The sequence below is a fragment of the Schaalia turicensis genome (genome assembly GCF_019380255.1).
Taxonomy (GTDB): domain Bacteria; phylum Actinomycetota; class Actinomycetes; order Actinomycetales; family Actinomycetaceae; genus Pauljensenia; species Pauljensenia turicensis_A.
Window position 1 is genome coordinate 585,802 of the sequence record NZ_CP048928.1, and the last position, 20,013, is coordinate 605,814.

Here is a 20,013-nt window from a genome sequence, read left to right on the forward strand (position 1 = left end):
AGTCAGTCGACGCGGACGGTAGCAGGCTCGCTGGAGGTGCGCTTGCGCCATGCAATGACTCCAATGGCAACAGCGGCGATGGCAAGGCCTCCCGTGCGACCCCACCAGGAGCCAGCAACTGTGCCAAGCAATGCCATCCAAATAGCCAGCAGCCCCATGCCGTACAGGATTGCCCATGCGATGCAACCAGGAATCATCGCTAGTGTGTACGTGCGCCACTTCATGGAGACTAAGCCGGCACCGGCGTTTACCGCAGTTTGGATACCAACGGTCAGGAAACACAGGGGAATGATGATCAACCCCCATTTGTCCAACAGCTTCGCACCGCGCTTCGGCGTAGGGCCGTTAAACCAGCGGGCAATCGAACCCCGCACACCATCTTTTCCGGCGCCAGCCAACGCGCCACGCGCGGCACCTCGACCCAACCAATAGGTTCCCTGGGCTCGGCAAAAAACGATCACGAAGAGGGCAATAAAAAGCGTCGAGCCGTGATCGGCCCACGAGGGAATCACTGAGCATCCTTAGACGACTGAGCGCCCGCAGGGCCCTCATCATCTGCCATGCCAGCCGAACACGTCTGGCATAGGCCAAACAACTCAACGGAATGCTCGACAGCCGTAAAACCGTGCGCGGACGCATTATCGCGAATCCACTTCTCGGTCATATCCAGTTCGATCTCTTCAGTATGCCCGCAGGTGCGACAGACCAAATGATGGTGGTGCGTTGATGAATGGCATACGCGGAACAAGGATTCTCCATCGGCGCTACGCAACACGTCCACATCGTGCTCGTCGGCAAGAGCCTGCAGGTTCCTGTAGACGGTCGCAAGACCGACCTTGAGTCCCTGCTTGTGCAGGTCTTCGAAAATCTGCTGGGCGCTACGGAAATCAGGTACCCGAGTCAGCTCGGCAAAAACCGCCTGACGTTGCTTGGTCATGCGTTGCATTTTCGGACCTCCAGTTTTGCGTCGAGTCAATCGGGTGGATGGGTGGCTCAGGGGCACAGCCTGAGCATATCGGTTCGGTTCGTTTCTGTCCGACCGTGATAGTGGCACTGTGTCTGATCAAAGCCGGGTACGGGAGCGATTCTGTTGTGTTGAGTGGTTGTCTTGGTGTTCGGGGTGAGCGACGTGGGCGCGCACATTCGCCATTTTTGACGCACGCTGGCGCCTGTCGACCAGTCCCTTGATGATGAATCCGATCGCGTACAGGGCAATCGCGAATACGACGATGGATGCGCCCGGGGACAGATCGATGAAGTATGTGAAAGACAGTCCCGTGATGCAGATGATTGCGCCGAAAACCATGGCCCATGCCATCGTTGATCGAAATGACTGTGCCATCAGTTGTGAGATGGCAACGGGAATGATCATGAGTGCGGACACCAGTAGCGATCCCACAACGCGCATCGCAACAGCTACGGTCAAGGCAGACAGGATGGCAATAATCATCGACAGTGTCTTCGTGGGTAGTCCGGTTGAACGCGCGAAATCTTCATCGTTCGTCACTGAGAAAAGAGCTGGTGCAATACCGACTCCCACTGCCAAGATGAGGATTCCGAGGACTGAAATCAGCGTGATATCAGTCCATGTCACGGTTGCAATCGAGCCGAAGAGGTAAGAATTCAGCTGGGCTGAAGTGCCACCGGCAAGACCGATAAGAAGGACACCGCCGGCAATGCCACCATAGAACAGCATCGCGAGCGCCACGTCAGCAGACGTGCGCCCAGACTGGCGGACTAATTCGATCGTGATAGCTCCCACAAGCGAAATAATCATCGCCCCTGGGATCGCCCACGAATCTTGTGGGTTCGCGTTCGCCATTGTGCCGGCAAGCCAGCCGAGCGCTACGCCGGTCAGCGAAATATGCCCGATTCCGTCACCGAGCATTGCAAGTCGGCGATGCACTAAGTAGGTGCCGACAACGGGTGCTGACAAGCCGACGATGAGAGCGGCAAGAAGTGAGCGTTGCATGAGGGACGAGGTCAGCAGTGAAGTGAGTCCGTCGATAATTGTCGTGATCATCATGCCTGCCAAATATCGTCGACGAGGCCTGGCCCGGCCTGCGGATGTGGATGCCCGTGATGATGGCCGCCACCATCGGAATGCTGTTCATGGTCGTCACTGATGTGAGGTGGCCCGTCGTAGGTGACGTGTCCGCCACCGATGTGGAGTTCCCTATCGAGAAGCGGACCGAGTTCGCCGAGCTCGTGGAGTACGACAAGAATCGTTGTTCCCTCAGCTTTTGCTTCGCTAACGATTCGTGCGAGGCGTTCTCGAGATGTCCGGTCGATGCCGGCCATGGGTTCGTCCATGATCAGCAAATCGGGATTGCGGACGAGTGCTCGAGCGATGAGGACTCGCTGTTGCTGTCCACCCGAAAGAATCGACATCGAGTCTTTGGCGCGGTGTGCCAACCCGACTCTCTTCAGTGCAGCCATTGCCTTCTTTGTATTTCCGGGAAGGCTCCACCACTTCTTTGAGCCAAGAAGACCTGACTTCACAACTTCCAGAGCACTGGACGTGACTGCGCCACCAACGCTGATGCGCTGAGGGACATAGCCGATTCGATCCCAGTTGACCGCGCGACGCTGAGTGTTATCAACACCGAAGAGGTGAATCGATCCGCGGGTAATCGGAGCGGTACCAAGAATGGCGTGGAGAGTCGTGGACTTTCCTGATCCATTCGCACCCGTCAGGGCAACAGTTTGCCCGGGGTGAACATCGAACTCGATCCCGTGGAGAACGAGGTGAGAATCCCACGCAACGTGGACATTATCCAGTGAAATGACGGGAGCGGATATCCCCACCCCAGGGACATCCGCTTCCGAGTTTTTAGTGTTGCTCACTTGCAGGACAGAGCCGTCTGAAGAGCTGTGATGTTGTCACGCATGACCGCTGCGTAGTCCTTGGATGAATCAACCTGGCTTTCGATCGGATCGAGAACCGCGGTCTGGATTCCAAGATCGTCAGCAAGAGTCTGCTCAACCTTTGGGTCGATGAGAGCTTCAGTGAAGATCGTCGTGATACCTTCCGACTTCACGAGCTTGGAGATTTCTTCCAGGCGCGCCGGCGAGGGCGAGGATTCGGGATCCAGACCCGAGATGCCCACCTGGGTCAGGCCGGTGCGGTCTGCAAGGTAGCCGAATGCGGTGTGAGCAGTGACGAAGGTCTGGTGCTTGCAGGTTGCTGTTGCGTCAACGAGTTCGGTCGACAGATCTTTCATGTTCTTGGTGAGTGTCGCAGCATTGGATGTGTAGGTCTGAGCATTCTTAGGATCAGCCTTGGCCAGAGCCTGACCGATAGCCGTTGCTGCCTGGCCCATGCGTTCCGGATCCAGCCAGAAGTGAGGGTCAGTCGTCATGTCGTGGTGGTGGTGATGGTGCTCAGCTTCTTCACCGGACTCAGCGGTTTCGCTCGAGGCCATGTGATGGGCGTCGTCATGATCTGCTTCATGATCGTGCGAATCAGACTCGGTAGCGTCGCCTTCTTCTTCCGCTTCAGCCGGGTGATTGCCGTCTTCTGCAACATCAACAAGCTGAACAGCCTTAGCGACGTCGATAACCGTTTCCGGGCCGTTGTGCTCAACAGCTTCGTCCACTGCGGACTGGAAGCCCCCCAGATAAACGACAGCATCGGCCTTGCCAAGCTGGTCGACGGTGGCGGGAGAAAGCTCAAGATCGTGCGGTTCGGCACCGTCGGGGGTTAACGAGGTGACCTTAATAAGGTCGCCACCGATTTCTTCGGTCAGATACTTCAGTGGGTAGAAGGACGCCATCACATTCAGAGGTGATGATGAACCAGATGCGGAGGTATCTGACGCCGACTGGGTGGTCGTCGTGCCCGAGCATGCGGCCAAAGCGAAAGAGCCAGCGAGCGCGCTAGCGATAACAACAGAACGAGACAGCTTCATGTTTCAAGTTTCACCCTTAATGGTAATCATTGCCAATAGTGGGAAGGGGGGTGTGCGTCACACTGAGCCTGTCAACGAAGCCGTCGCTAAGTTCGATAGACTCCCACTATCGCAGGCTGCGCCAGCCAGGTGTGGCCGCCAAAACAAGGAGCACAAAGTGGCAGCGCCTTCTCGTCTTGATTCCGTTATCTCCCTAGCCAAGCGTCGCGGATTCGTCTTCCCATGTGGCGATATTTACGGTGGTACTCGCTCAGCGTGGGATTATGGTCCGCTCGGCGTTGAACTGAAGGAAAACATCAAGAAGCAGTGGTGGCAGTACATGGTTCGCTCCCGCGAAGACGTCGTGGGTCTGGACTCCTCCGTCATCCTTCCTCGTCAGACTTGGGTTGCTTCCGGTCACGTCAAGGCATTCACCGATCCGCTCGTTGAGTGCACCTCCTGCCACAAGCGCCTCCGTGCAGATAATCTGCAGGAAGCTCACGCTGCTAAGCACGGCATCGACAACCCGGATGACGTCCCTCTCGGAGACGTCGCATGCCCCAACTGTGGCACCCGCGGTCAGTTCACCGAGCCTCGCGCATTCTCTGGCCTGCTCAAGACCTATCTCGGCCCGGTCGACGACGAGTCCGGTCTGCACTACCTGCGCCCCGAAACCGCTCAGGGTATCTTCATCAACTACGGAAACGTTGCGGCAGCCTCGCGCAAGAAGCCGCCGTTCGGCATCGGCCAGATCGGCAAGTCCTTCCGTAACGAAATCACCCCCGGTAACTTCATCTTCCGTACCCGCGAATTTGAGCAGATGGAACTCGAGTTCTTCTGCGCACCGGGCACCGACGAAGAATGGCACCAGTACTGGATCGACTACCGTCGCGACTGGTATACCGACCTTGGCATCAACCCCGACAACCTGCGCTTCTACGAGCACCCAAAGGAAAAGCTCTCGCACTACTCCAAGCGCACCGTCGACATCGAATACCGCTTCGGATTCCAGGGCTCCGAATGGGGTGAACTCGAAGGCATCGCAAACCGTACCGACTACGACCTGGGTGTCCACTCCGAAGCCTCCGGCTCGAAGCTCGACTACTTCGACCAGACCACCGGCGAACGTTGGACTCCCTACGTCATCGAGCCGTCCGCTGGTCTGACCCGCTCGCTCATGGCATTCCTCATCGAGGCCTACCACGAGGACGAAGCCCCCAACACCAAGGGCGGCGTCGACAAGCGCACCGTTCTGCGCCTCGACTCGCGTCTTGCCCCCGTGAAGGCAGCTGTCCTGCCACTATCGCGTAAGCCCGAGCTCACCGGCCCGGCACGTGAACTTGCAGCAGACCTCCGCTCCATCTGGAATGTCGAATACGACGATGCGGGCGCCGTTGGCCGTCGCTACCGTCGCCAGGACGAAATCGGCACCCCGTACTGCATCACCTACGACTTCGACTCGATTGAAGACAAGGCAGTGACCGTCCGCGACCGCGACTCGATGGTTCAGGAACGTATTCCGCTTGAGAACGTCAAGAAGCTCCTCATCGAAAAGCTCGGAGCTTGCTGATTTGATTCCATCCGAATCAACGCTTGGCCCGACCTTAGCTCTTGAGGTCGGGCCACTGCGCGTATGGTCGCCCATCGTTCTTGCCCCGATGGCGGGAGTAACCGATGTGCCATTTCGGCGTTTATGTCGACAGATGGGCGAAGAAGGACTGCCGGATTGGTTGAATCCTTCCAGCTCGAACGCTCAGGTCACTCCAGAAAAAGGCGTGGACGCACTCGCCGGCCTATACGTCTGCGAAATGGTAACGTCGCGCGCCCTCGTTGAAGGTAATGTGCGCACATTGGAAATGGTGCGCCCAGACCCCGCCGAACGCGTGCGCTCCATCCAGCTCTACGGCGTCGATCCAGCAACGATGGCTCAGGCTACATCGATCCTTATTGACCGCGACCTGGTGGATCACATTGACCTGAACTTTGGGTGCCCGGTTCCGAAAGTGACGAAGAAGGGTGGGGGAGCTGCCCTTCCGTGGAAGCGCGACCTGTTCGACGATCTTGTACACGCGGTTGTTGGTGCTGCGGACAGGGCCGGAGCAGCAGCTGGTCGCGATATTCCCGTCACAGTGAAAATGCGCGTTGGTATCGACGACGATCACATTACGTTCCTCGACGCTGCGAAAGTGGCTGAAAATCGCGGTGTCGCAGCGGTTGCCCTCCACGCGCGCACGCAAACCCAGCACTACGCGGGTCACGCTGACTGGACGCAGATCAAGCGTTTGAAAGACGCGATGCGTATTCCTGTCTTCGGCAACGGCGATATTTTCTCCGGCGCAGATGCGCAGCGAATGATGGATGAAACCGGTTGCGATGCAGTTGTCGTTGGTCGAGGATGCCAGGGGCGCCCCTGGCTGTTTACCGACCTGACTTCGACACTGATGGGTGGTCCTGCCTTTAGCGACCCGAGTCTTTCCGATATCGCGGACATCATCGAAAAGCACGCCGCATGGGTCATTGAAGACCAGGGCGATGAACTGCGGGCCCTCCGCGAAATGCGCAAGCACGTCGGCTGGTATCTGCGAGGCTTCGCGATCGGCGGGCCGACTCGTCACGCGCTCTCAATGGTGTCGACCCTCGAAGAACTCCACGATCTTCTCCACATGCTGGACCTCGATCAGGAGTATCCGCAGGCGGCGCTGGGAGCTCGCGGTCGCGCCGGCGGTGAAAAGACGCCACGCCTACCCGATGGGTGGTTGGACTCTCCCTATCTGAGCGATGCTGAACGCCAGACCCTTCATCTTGCTGAATCCGATGTCAGTGGAGGCTGATATGTCGAATCCCTGCGATGATTGCATCCCAACTGAAGTGACGATTGGTCATGCGTCGACTCCGCGAGGAATGCTCAACATCGGAGGGGGCGCTCCAACGGCCGTCATCTCTTCGCTGATGAGCGCCTCACTGGAATCGCTAACAAGCGAGATCACGGATGTCGCCGGCGCTCAGCCCGACCTGATTGAATGGCGCGTTGACCCACTCCTTGCCTCGGTGCAAGCGAGCGAGCGTGAAGGCCTATTACGCACTGGACTCAAGCTCGTGACGGATCAGAGCCCGCTTCCTCTGTTGGCAACAATTCGCACAGTCGCCGAAGGGGGCCTCGTTGATCTTTCTGACGCTCAATACGCGGACTTTCTTGCCATTCTGGCCACCTTCGCCGACGCGATCGACCTTGAAATTTGTCACCCGGGTGCAATCGACATAGTTGAAGAGATTCACGAGGCCGGTAGCATCGCCGTGGCGTCGCACCATGATTTCACCCGAACGCCCCCCGCCGTTGACATTGATCGAGTATTCGCATCGATGGCAAAAGCTGGCGCCGACGTGCTCAAAGTTGCCTATATGACTCATCGGCCCGAGGACGCGCTGAGGATCATGGACGCGCAACTAAGAGCGTCACGAACCTATGCCCTTCCTGTTATCGGCATTGGAATGGGTGAATTCGGTGCGATCACCAGGATCTGTGGTCACACATTCGCCAGCGCGGCAACATTCGCTTCAGCGTCGTCCTCCAGCGCCCCAGGTCAGCTCAGCGTTGAAGAAACCCGGCGTGGCCTCGTCACCCTTCAACGCTGAAAAGGCGCGCACGAAAGCGGAAACCGAAACGGTGGTCGTGGATCCGTCAGCCAGAGAACTCGGCGGTCGGTGCCGGCTGGATGCGGGCGACACTTACCCACGCGCACGACCTGGGAGCGACCACACCATGGCTACTCTGGGAACTCGCCACAAGGATCTGGGAACCGGGCGGAAGAGCGAGAGGTTGATCGGCGGTGTTCACAACGATCATCACGTCGGAGTTCAGATAGACAAGAGTATCGGGGCGCGCCCACTCCAACCCGTGCAGTACGCCCAGCGCGTGCGTTCCCAGCTTGCGTTCGGATCGCAGGGCAAGCGCCGTTCGAATGTACGAGGTCGCACTGACCTGCTCGACCACGTTTTCTTCACGAAGGCGACCGTGGAACACACCCGGCAGACCAAGCGCAAGTAGCGTTAACGCACGATCCGCATCCGACTGGCGATCGGCGGGCAGACAATCAACGTTCCATGGAGCAACCGCACCAATACGATCGCGGATAGACAGCGAATCTGAAACAACCAACTCAAGGCTTGGAGCGTCAAAAGAAGCAGTTCGTAGCGCATCATCGTACAGATGATGGAACCACTCGTCTTCAAGGTGAGACATAATGGCGGGAGTGTCAAAGCCGGACAGGCGTGCCGTCACAATCGGCTGAGAATCAAACGTTGCACACTCTGCTTCAACCTGGCGGACAAGAGCAGTGAAACGCTCTCGCGCAAGCGCCCTGCGGATCGGGGAGTCTTCATACTCTTCGGCGCACACGCCCAAATCAACACCATCCGCGCCAGCGTTGAGGGCACCGCGCGTCCTCAGAAGGAGCGTCGTGACGCGGTTTTCCATATCCGCTCCGCGCGCCCCCAAAGACACGAATGTTTCATTCGGGATACGCACAATCACACGCTGGCGGCGCGCTTTCAACTGATGAATAAACTCCGGCAACGGCGACTTCGGATGAACCAGCAGAATCGGATCATCAAGAGTGACAAGAACGGTATCAAAACCGGCATCTTGTAAAGTCAGTGCATCAGTGGAAATCTGAGCAGCGTTATCCGCAGACAGAGAAGTAGGGATCGTCGCGAGCGCACAGGAATGCCACCAGGGACTAGGACCGCGCCTGGATCGGTGAACGAGCAGGGTGCGGACGGCGTGTGGGCGAGGCTCATGGTGTTGCACCCTTTCATCGTGTCACAGATGTGGATAACTCGTCTGCCCATTCCCAAGGGATAGGCTTATATGGTGAATGAAAGCCCTGAAATGACTCGGAGTGCCATGGTGCTCGTGCCCGTGTATTCGTCCCAGGATCAGTCACGTATGTGGCCTGAACCTTCGAAGTCAGCGATGCGGACAGCGTTCGAACGTGACAGGGCTCGAATTGTGCACTCGTCGGGTTTACGTCGTCTGGGTGAGAAGACTCAGGTGTTAGGCCCGGCCACTGACGACTTTGTTCGTACGCGGCTGACGCACTCTCTTGAGGTTGCGCAGGTTGGTCGTGAACTGGGTAAAGAATTGGGCGCGAATCCTGACGTGGTGGATGCAGCGTGCCTGAGCCACGATCTTGGACACCCGCCGTTTGGGCACAATGGCGAGAGGGTTTTGGATGAGCTTGCCGGCGATTGCGGTGGTTTTGAAGGAAACGCGCAGACCCTGCGTCTGGTGACCCGACTTGAGCCGAAAGTGCTGACCGATGATGGGCATCCGGCGGGGTTGAATCTGACGAAGGCGACACTGGATGCGATCTGTAAATACCCGTGGGCGAAAGGCCAGGGGCCGGATCCGATGAAGTCAGCAAAGAAGTTCTCTGTCTATTCAGATGATGCTCACGTTTTCGAGTGGATGCGTCAGGGAGCACCCGTTGGTCGACGTTGCTTGGAAGCGCAGATCATGGATCTCTCAGACGACATTGCCTACTCCGTGCATGACGTTGAAGATGCCATCGCAACGGGTAAATGCGACGTTGCATCCCTCAGCGATGAATCGACACTGAATGAGATTATTGACTCGACGATTAACTGGTACGGGACAGGTGTTGCCCGCACCGATTTGGAACTGGCGATTGAACGTCTGCTTCGTATGCCCGAATGGCCACGATCCTTTGATGGTTCCTATCGTGCGCTCGCGGAATTGAAAGATTTCACATCCGAACTGATCGGACGTTTCTGTGCCTCTACGGTCAGCGCGACTCGTGTTGAGTTTGGTGCCGGTCCGTTGGGACGATACCGTGCGGATCTGGTTGTTCCTCCCGAGGCTCGTGCAGAGATCCAGATCCTGAAGGGGCTGGCTGTTCACTTCGTGATGAGCCCGCGTGAGAACGAGCCGGTGTATTACCAGCAGCGCACGCTTTTGGCGGACTTGGTGGATGCTCTTTTCGAAGCTGGACCGTCGGCTTTGGAGCCTCTTTTTGCTGAAAACTGGCGTCAAACGAACGATGATAATGAGCGTTTGCGCGTGGTGATTGACCAGGTTGCGTCGCTGACGGATGCGTCCGCATCACGCTGGCACGCCCAGTGGTGTGGCATGCTTTCAACCCAATTGTGAGCGTGCGCTAAATGGTGAACGGATCGGTAGACTAGCGTCTATGGCCGGACGCATTCTTGAAGAAGACAAGGAACGCTTACGACAGGCAATTGATGTTGCTCGTGTCGTAGGTGAACACGTCACTTTGCGTAGCGGCGGAATGAACTCTTTGAAGGGGTTGTGCCCTTTTCACGATGAGCGCACTCCGAGTTTCACCGTTAATCCGACGACGGGTCTCTGGCATTGCTTCGGGTGTGGAGAAGGCGGGGACATCTTCGCTTTTGTTCAGAAGATCAATAATTTTTCCTTCCCAGAGACTCTTGAATACCTGTCTCAAATGACGGGTGTCCCTCTTCGCTACGAAGAGGGAAGCTCTCAGACGGTGCGTGAACAGCCCGGCAGGCGCCAGCGTCTGATCGACATGCATCGAATTGCTGAAGAGTTCTATCAACAACAGCTTGAAACTCCAGAGGCCTTGCCTGCCCGTAAGTTCTTAGGCAACCGCGGGTTCGGACCTGCAGAGTGCCGGCATTTTGGCGTCGGTTACTCAGCCGATTCCTGGGACACTCTGACGCGCATGCTTCGCTCACGTGGTTTTACCGATGAAGAGATTGAAAAGTCCGGTTTGGCGTCGCGTGGGCAACGAGGTCTGATTGATCGTTTCCGCGGTCGCGTCATGTGGCCGATCCGGGATATCACGGGAACAACCGTTGGTTTTGGCGCCAGGCGTTTGAACGACGAAGACAAGCAGAGCCCGAAGTACTTGAATACCCCCGAAACTCCGCTGTATAAGAAGTCCACGTTGCTGTATGGGCTGGATTTGGCGAAGAAAGAGATTTCCAAGAACCGTAAGGTCGTCATTGTCGAGGGATACACGGACGTGATGGCTGCTCATATGGCCGGTGTGACCTGCGCGGTTGCTACCTGCGGTACGGCTTTCGGATCCGAGCACGTTCGCGTTGTCCGCCGACTGCTGGGCGACTCAGCGGATTCTGCTGCCGGGGTTGTCCTATCCAGTGGGCAGGCACGAGGTTCCGAAGTGATCTTTACCTTTGACGGTGACGAGGCGGGCCAAAAGGCTGCTCTTCGTGCGTTTAAAGAAGACCAGAACTTTGCGTCTCAAACGTTTGTTGCAGTTGATCCTCAGGGGATGGATCCGTGCGACATCATGATTAATCGTGGGAAGAACGCGGTTGTTGAATTGATTCGCTCGCGTATTCCACTGTTTGAATTCGTCTTGCGTTCGATCCTTCGCCAATCGAACCTCAATTTCCCCGAAGGACGCGTTCGGGCTTTGGAAGCTTCTGCTCCCATCGTTGCTGACATTAAAGATCGCGCATTACGGATGGAGTACGAACGCCTGCTAGCCGGCTGGCTTGGCATGGATCCTCGTTTCGTTCACAACCAGATTCGTTCACTATCACGCGGGAGATACCAGCGTTTCGACAGTGCGCAGAATAACCACATGGCTGGAGCTGGTCGCCCGCAACCTCAAGCGCGCCCCGAACCCGAAGATCTCGTCTCGCGCGTGGAACGCCAGGCGTTGGAAGCGGTTTTGCAACAGCCGATTTATTTCATTGGCACGCAGTTCGATTCCATCGATGGTGCGACGTTTACTCATCCAACGCGCAGAGCCGTATTCGATGCGGTTAAAGCGGTTGGTGGCGTCGATGCGTTTGCTCGTCAGCTGAAGAAAGCACAGGACGAAACAGGCGATAGTGTCTATGCACAAGAGGTGGCGACACGTCGTTTCGTGGATGATATTCGCCAAGAAGCAGGCGAATTGATTGAACCGATTATCACCAAACTTGCAGTCGTCGAACTTCCTCAGGATCGCGAAGACGAAATGCGTTCCTACTGCAAGGGAGTTGTGAACGCACTGGTTCGACTGGACCTGAATCGCAAAACAGCCGACATTCGCTCTCAGCTTCAGCGTATGAATGAAGACGACCCGAAGTATCAAGAAACATTCGAATACCTGGTCACTCTTGAACAGCGACGACGTTCTTTGCGTGAACGCGACTAGATTGTTGATCGTTTCTCGCACTGGCTACCCCGGTGCCGTGCTACCGACATGTTCGACCCCAAGGAGGAGGCCACCATGGCTGAAGTTGAGAGCTTCGCGCTGGATCACACTGCAGTGAAAGCACCCTATGTTCGCCTGATTGCCGTTGAACACGGCCCGAGGGGGGATGCGATTTCTAACTTTGATCTGCGTTTCGTCCAGCCGAATGAAAACGCGATCCCAACCGGTGGTCTGCACACGATCGAACACCTGATGGCATCCCTTCTGCGCGACCGCATGGATGGAGTGATTGACTGCTCGCCGTTCGGTTGCCGAACCGGTTTCCACCTGATTACGTGGGGCACCCCAAGCATTGAAGAAGTCACACGAGCCGTTGTCTCCAGCCTTGAAGCAATCGCTGACCAGATCACTTGGGATGACGTTCCCGGCACCGACATCGTGTCCTGCGGTAACTACCGTGATCACTCACTGTTCTCCGCCAAAGAATGGGCGCGAGCCATCCTGGATAAGAAGTTCTCCATTGATCCTTTTGTGCGCACTCTGCTGGACGACTAGAGGCGCGTTGTAGCGACTGAAAAACGTGTCGGCGAGGTCACAGACTTCGCCGACACGTGTATTACTGGGGAATAGACCTAATCGAGGCCCACGCTCTCACGCAAATCGCGTTCGAAGGCATCTGCTTCCTTCTGGGAAGCCTCGTCAAGCGGGCCAAGCGCAATCAGAACAGAAAACAGCTTTCCGTCTTCCGCGCGCCGAATCCATGCCGCTACTTGCGTTCCATTCGACACCTTCAAGGCCTTGTGAATCACGATCGAATGATTGACGCGGTCACTGATGGTCCGCATCAGAACGTGCGGATCTTCAGACACTGTCGTCAGCGTCCAATCCGGGCGTTGAGGATCAACCCAGGTGACCGACAACTGACGAGTTTCAGCCTCCCATTGAGCGGTCGCGGCCTCGTACCACATTGCGGAGTCGATGATCGCGGTGGCGGAAGTCAGGATCAGCGCATGAGCGCCGGCGACAACCCAGAGGTCATCGCCTACTTGCTCAGCGACGGGGTTGCGATCACTATCGGGGAGTAGGCTAAGAGCAGACGCGGGCAGAACGGTAGTCATGGGCTCATTGTAAGCAAACGCCATCTGCCCGGCTGGGCGAGGTGGCGTCCTGCGAAAAGCGGGCTTCCAAGACGGACAGTTAGTTGGTCTGTCCGGATTCGGTGTGTGCAACGGATTGAGATGAGGGGGAGTCGTCAGTGCCCTCGGCGGGAACGGGGGTCGGCAATGGAAGAGAGCTCATCGCGGCAACACCCATCCATGAGCGAATATCATCGAGGGCTGCCTGAATGCCGATTGTCCGCAGGCTTTCGTCAGACGTATTCACCAAGTGAAGGTCGGCTTCAATCAGAGTCAAGAAAATAGCGTCAGCGCTGGACGTATCGATTGAACACCTCATGGCGCGCGTGTCCGTTGCACCATTCTTTAATGTTTCATCGACGCGGCTGAATAGTTCATCGGCTTTGATGCTGGCATCAGAAATGACTTGGTTCTTTAACTGAGCAGTCGGCAGTGACTGAGCAACACAATCCCAGCGTGCGACAGAATCGGAGAGCTCCGTGGAAGCTGCAAGCTTTTCAGCTGTTTCGTCGCTTATTTCGAGCGTGGTCAACATCGTGCCATTCTCAAGGGGTTCCTGGTCAATTCCCCATGTTGACAGCGCCGCGAGCTCCCTATTGTCTGTTTTCATGCTGAAGCGAGAGTTGAGAGTCTGGAGGCTCTGACTCTGCATGCGTGTACCAATCCCGTACGTCAGAGCAAGCCCCTGAGTATCGGCGTAGCGACTCAAAGCCACTTGAGTGAGGGCAACGGCTTGTCCGCCGTCAAGAGCCTCGGGATTTGATGCGGTTGCAAGATCTCGAAGAGCAGTTGTTTCGTTCCACGCGATGAATTCGTCAATCGAAAGTGGCGCGTCGGCAATATCCGGAACGTTCTTGGCATTGTCTGGCACCTGAGTTCCCCACGGCTGCCAGACCCCACCCAAGGAATTTGCGCGTCCCTGAGCCTGCGTAGAAAAAGTTGAAAGCGCAGTGGCACATGACTCACACGATGAAGCAAGGGAAGCGAACCCCTGAGCGCGAATCGCTGCTGCCTGATCAGCGCGCGCAGCGCGATCGCGAATGATGTCGGTGTCAGACATTGACGGGATCTGAAGTGTTCGCGTCAAAAATGGGATATTCGTTGACGTGCAGGCGCTGAGGATCAGGGCAGAAGCGATACTGATGCTCACCGAGGTGGCGATTCGGCGACGCCGAAGTGGTCGCGACGAAGTGGCTCGGTCAGTCTGAGTGTGATGATCAACAAGATGCACCTTCAAATCATGTCATGTTTCAAGGCGGGTACGATGGGGAGCTAATGCCGTGTTGGACACGTAGGAGGAATGGTGGCGAAGCCACAACATCACTTTGAGGCGCTTGAAGAACGCTTAGCGCCTATCGCTTCAGGGTTCGGACTCGAACTCGATTCCGTTATTGGAGTCAAAGAATCCGGAATGCAGATTGTTCGAGTGATCGTCGAAGCAATCGAGCCCGGCGCCAGCGTCGATTCGGAAGCTCTTGCCGATATGTCACGTGCAGTCAGCCCGATTATGGACGAAGTCGATCCCGTCGATGGCGAATACTTCCTTGAGGTGTCAACACCGGGAGCTGAGCGTGAACTGGTCACCCCTCGTCATTGGGGGCGCCAAATTGGGCGCCTTGTCGCCGTCAAACTCAAAGACGCTACGAAGCTGGTCGGACGTGTCGAATCCGCCACTGATTTCCATGCTGTGCTGAACGTCGATGGAACGCCTACTACCATTGAATACACCCAGGTTAAGAAGGCGCGTCCGCGCGTCGAATTCGGTTCGGAGGAATGAGACGCATGGAAATCGATATGACAGCACTGCGCATGGTCGAGCAGGAAAAGGGCGTGTCCCTAGACCGGCTCGTCGATGCCATTGAAGAAGCCCTTCTCAAGGCCTACCACAATCTTCCCGGCGCCATCTCTCAGGCTCGAATCGAAATCGATAAGAAGACCGGTAGCGTCGCAGTGATCGCCACCGAAGAAGACGAAGAGGGCAACCCGATCGGCGAATTCGACGACACCCCGAAGAACTTCGGTCGTATCGCCCAGACGACCGCTCGTTCGATCATTATTGCGCGCCTGCGTGATGCAGACGATCAGAAGGTTCTCGGCGACTTTGCTTCCCAGAAGGGACAGGTCGTCACCGGCGTCGTTGACCAGTCGCGCGACGGGCGCATCACCATCGTCAAGGTCGGCGATGACTTCGAAGCAGTTCTTCCCGACTCGGAAAAGGCTCCCGGCGAAACCTACCGTCACGGAGACCGCATTCGCGCGTTCGTCGTCAACGTTGAACGCACCGAAAAAGGCGCACGCATCACGCTTTCGCGCACTCACCCGGGCCTCGTTTCCGGTCTCTTCGAGCGCGAGGTCCCCGAAATTCAGCAGGGCTTGGTCAAGATCAAGTCGATCGCACGCGAAGCCGGACACCGTACGAAGATCGCCGTTGCACCGACTCGTGACGGCATTAACGCCAAGGGCGCATGCATCGGTCCGATGGGTGCACGTGTGCGCGCGGTCATGAACGAACTCGGTGGCGAAAAGATCGATATTGTCGACTGGTCGGCAGATCCGGCACGCTACGTCGCAAACGCTCTGTCGCCTGCACGCGTTGCCCGCGTTGTCGTTCACTCGATCGACAATCGCACCGCAACCGCGATCGTCCCGGACTTCCAGCTATCGCTGGCGATCGGTAAGGAAGGCCAGAATGCTCGCCTAGCCGCGCGTCTGACCGAATTCCATATCGACATTCATTCTGATACGGAAAACGGTGAAGAAGCAGACGTTTCGCGCACCTCAATGCCTGATGACGTGACCAGTCGCTCATGCGTGGACGACGAGGAATAAGCCCAGCTCGATTAAACTGATCATGTGTCGCATCCTGCGCTGAACCAGATTACCGTGCCACAAGGCGCGGTAATGGTGCGTACGTGTGTGGGATGTTCACGTCGAGCGTTACGCGCGGATCTTATTCGCGTTGTTGTTTCGAAAAATGGGGTGTGCACCGTAGACCCCACAAGCGCGCAACCCGGTCGAGGTGCGTGGATTCACCCGGATCCAACGTGTATCGAAACCGCCCGCAAGCGTCGGGCATTTCAACGCGCACTCTCATGCGAGGGTGACATTGACGCCCACATGTGGGACCAGCTTGGCCAGGTTGCCTCATCACGAGCACACAGTGCTCTCGTCGAGTAATGAAAGCGGGTTGGAAGCCGATGGGCACCCGATGAGTACCCAGCGATGAGCTGCCAGCAATACAAGTAACGCGTCTCCGTCCGGAGGCGCTTCCGGACAGGAGAAAAGTGGCAAAGTTGCGTGTCCACGAGCTCGCCAAAGAGCTCGGAATCACCAGCAAGGAACTTTTGACGTACCTCAACGACCACGGTGAGTTCGTCAAAGCCTCAAGCTCAGCATTGGAATCGCCAGTTGTGCGTTCCGTGCGCGAGCACTACGGATCGAAGGGCCCGGCTGAAGCCCCTTCAACGAAGAAGACCGCTACCAAGAGCGAAAAGAAGCCCGCCGAAAAGAAGACTGCCGAAAAGAAGACTGCGGCATCGAAGGCTTCTTCTTCGCAATCTTCAGCTCCGAAGCCTGCCTCACCGAAGGCAACAAAGAGCGCTGAGAAGACCTCGGCCCCCAAGCCGGGTGCTCCCAAGCCTGCAGCCCCCAAGCCGGCAGGCCCCAAGCCGGCAGGCAAGCAAAAAGCTGAAAGCAAGGACGACGCTAGCGCGCCACGTCCTTCTGCACCTCGTCCCGGTCCTCGTTCGGGTGGCCCACGTCCGGGTAACAACCCGTATGCGTCCAGCCAGGGCATGCCTCGGCCGGGTGGTACCGGTGGCCCGCGCCCCGGTCCTCGTCCGGGCCCGCGCCCCGGTGGCAGCCGTCCGCAGGGTGGTAATGATCGCCCGACACGCGGCAATTCCAACCGTTCCGGTAGTCCTCGTCCGAGTGGTAACCGTTCCGGTGGTGCCAATCGCCCGAACCCCGGCATGATGCCAGGACAAGCAAACTTTGCTCGTAACGCTTCCGGCGCCGCCCCCGCAAATGATCGCCCCGCACGTAACGGTGGTGGCCGTGGTCGTGGTGGCGCACGTCCCGCTGGTGGTCGCTCTGCGGGCGGTCCCGGCGCAAACGCCGGTGGCGGTTTCGGAGGTGCTCCCCGCGGTGGTGGACGTGGTGGACGCGGCTCAACTCCGGGCGCATTCGGTCGCGGAGGCGGTCGCAATCAGCGCGGACGCAAGTCGAAGCGCGCAAAACGTCAAGAGTTCGAACAGCAGAATGCACCCGTCATTGGTGGCGTTCAGATTCCTCGCGGAAACGGCAAGGTTATCCGTATCCGCCAGGGTGCATCCCTCGCAGACTTCGCCGAGAAGATCGAGGTCAATCCCGCAGCACTGGTCACCGTTCTGTTCCACCTTGGTGAAATGGCAACCGCAACCCAGTCGCTCGACCAGGACACCTTTGAAACACTCGGTGCAGAACTCGGTTACGACGTTAAGGTCGTTTCTCCCGAAGAAGAAGACCGCGAACTACTGGAGTCCTTCGATATCGACCTCGAGGCCGAAGAACTCGACGACGTCGAAAACCTCATGCCTCGTCCGCCGGTCGTCACCGTCATGGGTCACGTCGACCACGGCAAGACCAAGCTGCTTGACGCGATCCGTCACACCGATGTGGTCGATACCGAACACGGTGGCATTACGCAGCACATCGGCGCCTACCAGGTCAACGTTGAACATGAAGGTCGCAAGCGTCCGATCACGTTCATCGATACCCCCGGTCACGAAGCATTCACCGCTATGCGTGCCCGCGGTGCTCAGGTCACTGACATCGCGATCCTGGTTGTCGCAGCCGACGACGGAGTCATGCCACAGACGGTTGAAGCAATCAACCACGCTCAGGCAGCAAACGTTCCGATCGTTGTCGCGGTCAACAAGGTCGATAAGGAAGGCGCAAGCCCGGACAAGATCCGTGGCCAGCTGACCGAATACGGTCTGGTCGCCGAGGAATACGGTGGCGACATCATGTTCGTCGACATCTCGGCAAAGCAGCGTACCGGTATCCGCGAACTGCTCGAAGCAGTTCTGTTGACCGCAGACGCTGCTCTGACCCTGGAAGCTAACCCCAATACCGCAGCACGTGGCGTTGCCATTGAAGCGAACCTCGATAAGGGTCGTGGCGCCGTTGCAACCATGCTGGTTCAGCGTGGCACCCTGCGCATCGGTGACGCACTGGTCGTCGGTTCCTCCTACGGTCGCGTCCGCGCCATGTTTGATGACACGGGGGATGACGTTTCTGAAGCCGGTCCGTCGCGTCCGGTTGCTGTCCTTGGTCTGACCTCCGTTCCGCGTGCAGGCGACTCCTTCTTGGTTGCCTCCGATGACCGTACTGCTCGCCAGATTGCTGGCAAGCGTGAGGCAGCAGAACGTCAGGCAATGCTTGCCAAGCGCCGTAAGCGTGTCTCCCTTGAAGACTTCGATAAGGTCCTCAAGGAAGGCGAGGTCGATACTCTCAACCTCATCATCAAGGGCGACGTTTCCGGTGCCGTCGAGGCCCTGGAAGATTCACTCCTCAGCATCGATGTGGGCGAAGAGGTCGCACTGCGCATCATCCACCGCGGTGTTGGTGCAATCACGCAGAACGACGTCAACCTGGCAACGGTCGACAACGCCGTCATCATCGGCTTCAACGTTCGCCCCGCAGAACGCGTGGCAGAACTGGCCGACTCCGAAGGCGTCGAGATCAAGTACTACAACGTCATCTACTCGGCGATCGATGACATTGAGGCCGCTCTTAAGGGCATGCTCAAGCCGATCTACGAAGAGGTCGCACTCGGTAGCGCAGAGATCCGTCAGGTCTTCCGCTCCGGCAAGTTCGGTAACATCGCAGGTTCGATCATCCGCTCTGGCACGATCAAGCGTGGAACCAAGGCTCGCTTGGTTCGCGACGGCGTGGTTGTCGCAGACAACCTCGAAATCGCGTCGCTACGTCGCGAGAAGGACGATGTCACCGAGGTCCGCGAAGGCTACGAATGTGGTATCACGCTGGGCTACAAGGACATCGCCGAAGGCGACATCATCGAAACCTGGGAAATGCGCGAAAAGCCGCGTGACTGAGGCCGTGATGGTCCGCTTGTAGGACATACGTAGTGTCGGGTGGAAGCGAGTTTCGTTTCCACCCGACCTGTGTGTTCCAAGCAGCTAACGCGTTTGGATAGGTGCGTTGAACGTGAGGTATCCACCAGCATTCAGCCGATGAGGGGTAGAGCCTCTACGATGGGATACCAGCAAGTACGCCAGTTCGACTGAAATCATGAGCCACTGAACGGGTGACAGAAGAAAAAAGGGGAGTGCCATGGCAGACGAAGCACGCCAGCGCAAAGTTCAAGACCGTATTCACCAGACCGTCGCGCGTATGCTCGGCCGTCGAATCAAGGATCCACGTCTCAGCTTCGTCACGATCACCGACGTGCGAGTGACCGGCGACCTTCAGCATGCTTCGATCTTCTACACAGTCCTCGGCGATGATGCTGACCGCGCAGGCGCCGGTCGCGCATTCGAATCTGCAAAGGGCATTATTCGCTCCGAAGTGGGTAAGGCTCTAGGCATTCGCCTGACCCCGACCCTTGAATTCATCCTGGATGGTCTGCCCGATTCTGCGGCAGCTCTCGAAGACGCGCTGGCAGCAGCGAAGAAGCGCGATGAAGAGATCGCGGCCTCGTCGATCGGGGCTACCTACGCTGGAGATGCAGATCCCTACCGTCGCGACGATGACGATGAAGGTGGCGAGGAAGCCGACGGCTTCGACGAAAATGACCAGGACCTCGCCTGA

General features: G+C 57.4%; 19 protein-coding genes. 11 read left to right on the forward strand and 8 right to left on the reverse strand.

The window, feature by feature from the left end:
- Nucleotides 1-2 precede the first annotated feature (2 nt).
- The 5 genes from G5S47_RS02485 to G5S47_RS02505 all read right to left on the reverse strand — a co-directional run bounded on the left by G5S47_RS02485 (nucleotide 3) and on the right by G5S47_RS02505 (nucleotide 3,911).
- Complete coding sequence (locus G5S47_RS02485) at nucleotides 3-512, reverse strand: VTT domain-containing protein (RefSeq protein WP_219585753.1); 510 nt, start codon at nucleotides 510-512, stop codon at nucleotides 3-5.
- A complete protein-coding gene (locus tag G5S47_RS02490; RefSeq protein WP_219585754.1) occupies nucleotides 509-946 on the reverse strand; it encodes a Fur family transcriptional regulator in 438 nt (145 codons plus the stop codon). The genes G5S47_RS02485 and G5S47_RS02490 overlap by 4 nt, the downstream gene beginning before the upstream one ends.
- Nucleotides 947-1,063: 117 nt before the next feature.
- Nucleotides 1,064-2,026 (reverse strand): metal ABC transporter permease, encoded by a 963-nt coding sequence (locus G5S47_RS02495; RefSeq protein ID WP_257878490.1) that lies wholly within the window; start codon nucleotides 2,024-2,026, stop codon nucleotides 1,064-1,066.
- Nucleotides 2,023-2,847, reverse strand: coding sequence for a metal ABC transporter ATP-binding protein (locus G5S47_RS02500; RefSeq protein ID WP_219585755.1), 825 nt, complete (start codon nucleotides 2,845-2,847; stop codon nucleotides 2,023-2,025). Before G5S47_RS02500 ends, G5S47_RS02495 begins: the two co-directional genes overlap by 4 nt.
- On the reverse strand, nucleotides 2,844-3,911 hold the full coding sequence (locus tag G5S47_RS02505; RefSeq protein ID WP_219585756.1) for a metal ABC transporter substrate-binding protein: 1,068 nt from the start codon (nucleotides 3,909-3,911) through the stop codon (nucleotides 2,844-2,846). Before G5S47_RS02505 ends, G5S47_RS02500 begins: the two co-directional genes overlap by 4 nt.
- A 157-nt stretch (nucleotides 3,912-4,068) precedes the next feature.
- On the opposite strand from G5S47_RS02505, the gene G5S47_RS02510 reads away from it, so the two are divergent.
- The 3 genes from G5S47_RS02510 to aroD all read left to right on the forward strand — a co-directional run bounded on the left by G5S47_RS02510 (nucleotide 4,069) and on the right by aroD (nucleotide 7,523).
- Nucleotides 4,069-5,460 (forward strand): glycine--tRNA ligase, encoded by a 1,392-nt coding sequence (locus G5S47_RS02510; RefSeq protein WP_006681739.1) that lies wholly within the window; start codon nucleotides 4,069-4,071, stop codon nucleotides 5,458-5,460.
- Nucleotides 5,461-5,548: 88 nt separating this feature from the next.
- The gene (gene dusB / locus G5S47_RS02515) at nucleotides 5,549-6,721 is read left to right on the forward strand and encodes a tRNA dihydrouridine synthase DusB (RefSeq protein WP_040318728.1); all 1,173 of its coding nucleotides are present in this window, start codon (nucleotides 5,549-5,551) and stop codon (nucleotides 6,719-6,721) included.
- Between the two features lies 1 nt (nucleotide 6,722).
- A complete protein-coding gene (gene aroD, locus G5S47_RS02520) occupies nucleotides 6,723-7,523 on the forward strand; it encodes a type I 3-dehydroquinate dehydratase (RefSeq protein WP_179370512.1) in 801 nt (266 codons plus the stop codon).
- A 46-nt stretch (nucleotides 7,524-7,569) separates the two neighbouring features.
- On the opposite strand, the gene G5S47_RS02525 is transcribed toward aroD, so the two are convergent.
- Nucleotides 7,570-8,697, reverse strand: a complete 1,128-nt coding sequence (locus G5S47_RS02525; protein ID WP_219585757.1) for a hypothetical protein — start codon at nucleotides 8,695-8,697, stop codon at nucleotides 7,570-7,572.
- Nucleotides 8,698-8,793: 96 nt separating this feature from the next.
- Here G5S47_RS02525 and G5S47_RS02530 point away from each other — a divergent pair, with 96 nt between their 5' ends.
- The 3 genes from G5S47_RS02530 to G5S47_RS02540 all read left to right on the forward strand — a co-directional run bounded on the left by G5S47_RS02530 (nucleotide 8,794) and on the right by G5S47_RS02540 (nucleotide 12,619).
- Nucleotides 8,794-10,059: a deoxyguanosinetriphosphate triphosphohydrolase gene (locus G5S47_RS02530; protein ID WP_179370577.1), complete on the forward strand. Its 1,266-nt coding sequence runs from the start codon at nucleotides 8,794-8,796 to the stop codon at nucleotides 10,057-10,059.
- Between the two features lie 40 nt (nucleotides 10,060-10,099).
- Nucleotides 10,100-12,064 carry a DNA primase gene (dnaG, locus tag G5S47_RS02535; protein WP_219585758.1) on the forward strand — a complete coding sequence of 655 codons (1,965 nt, stop codon included), beginning with the start codon at nucleotides 10,100-10,102 and terminating at the stop codon, nucleotides 12,062-12,064.
- A 75-nt stretch (nucleotides 12,065-12,139) separates the two neighbouring features.
- Nucleotides 12,140-12,619, forward strand: coding sequence for an S-ribosylhomocysteine lyase (locus tag G5S47_RS02540; protein ID WP_179370510.1), 480 nt, complete (start codon nucleotides 12,140-12,142; stop codon nucleotides 12,617-12,619).
- Nucleotides 12,620-12,696: 77 nt separating this feature from the next.
- Here the strand turns inward: G5S47_RS02540 and G5S47_RS02545 are convergent, their stop codons facing one another.
- A complete protein-coding gene (locus G5S47_RS02545; RefSeq protein WP_257878491.1) occupies nucleotides 12,697-13,182 on the reverse strand; it encodes a hypothetical protein in 486 nt (161 codons plus the stop codon).
- Between the two features lie 79 nt (nucleotides 13,183-13,261).
- Nucleotides 13,262-14,431, reverse strand: coding sequence for a hypothetical protein (locus G5S47_RS02550; protein ID WP_219585760.1), 1,170 nt, complete (start codon nucleotides 14,429-14,431; stop codon nucleotides 13,262-13,264).
- 69 nt (nucleotides 14,432-14,500) lie between these two features.
- Here G5S47_RS02550 and rimP point away from each other — a divergent pair, with 69 nt between their 5' ends.
- The 5 genes from rimP to rbfA all read left to right on the forward strand — a co-directional run bounded on the left by rimP (nucleotide 14,501) and on the right by rbfA (nucleotide 20,013).
- Nucleotides 14,501-14,977 (forward strand): ribosome maturation factor RimP, encoded by a 477-nt coding sequence (gene rimP / locus G5S47_RS02555; RefSeq protein WP_040318685.1) that lies wholly within the window; start codon nucleotides 14,501-14,503, stop codon nucleotides 14,975-14,977.
- A gap of 5 nt (nucleotides 14,978-14,982) precedes the next feature.
- Entirely contained in the window at nucleotides 14,983-16,029 is a 1,047-nt protein-coding gene (gene nusA, locus G5S47_RS02560; RefSeq protein ID WP_006681729.1) for a transcription termination factor NusA, read from the forward strand.
- 72 nt (nucleotides 16,030-16,101) lie between these two features.
- On the forward strand, nucleotides 16,102-16,377 hold the full coding sequence (locus G5S47_RS02565; protein WP_083856965.1) for a YlxR family protein: 276 nt from the start codon (nucleotides 16,102-16,104) through the stop codon (nucleotides 16,375-16,377).
- Nucleotides 16,378-16,484: 107 nt separating this feature from the next.
- The gene (gene infB, locus G5S47_RS02570) at nucleotides 16,485-19,298 is read left to right on the forward strand and encodes a translation initiation factor IF-2 (RefSeq protein ID WP_219585761.1); all 2,814 of its coding nucleotides are present in this window, start codon (nucleotides 16,485-16,487) and stop codon (nucleotides 19,296-19,298) included.
- Nucleotides 19,299-19,536: 238 nt separating this feature from the next.
- Nucleotides 19,537-20,013 (forward strand): 30S ribosome-binding factor RbfA, encoded by a 477-nt coding sequence (gene rbfA / locus G5S47_RS02575; RefSeq protein ID WP_219585762.1) that lies wholly within the window; start codon nucleotides 19,537-19,539, stop codon nucleotides 20,011-20,013.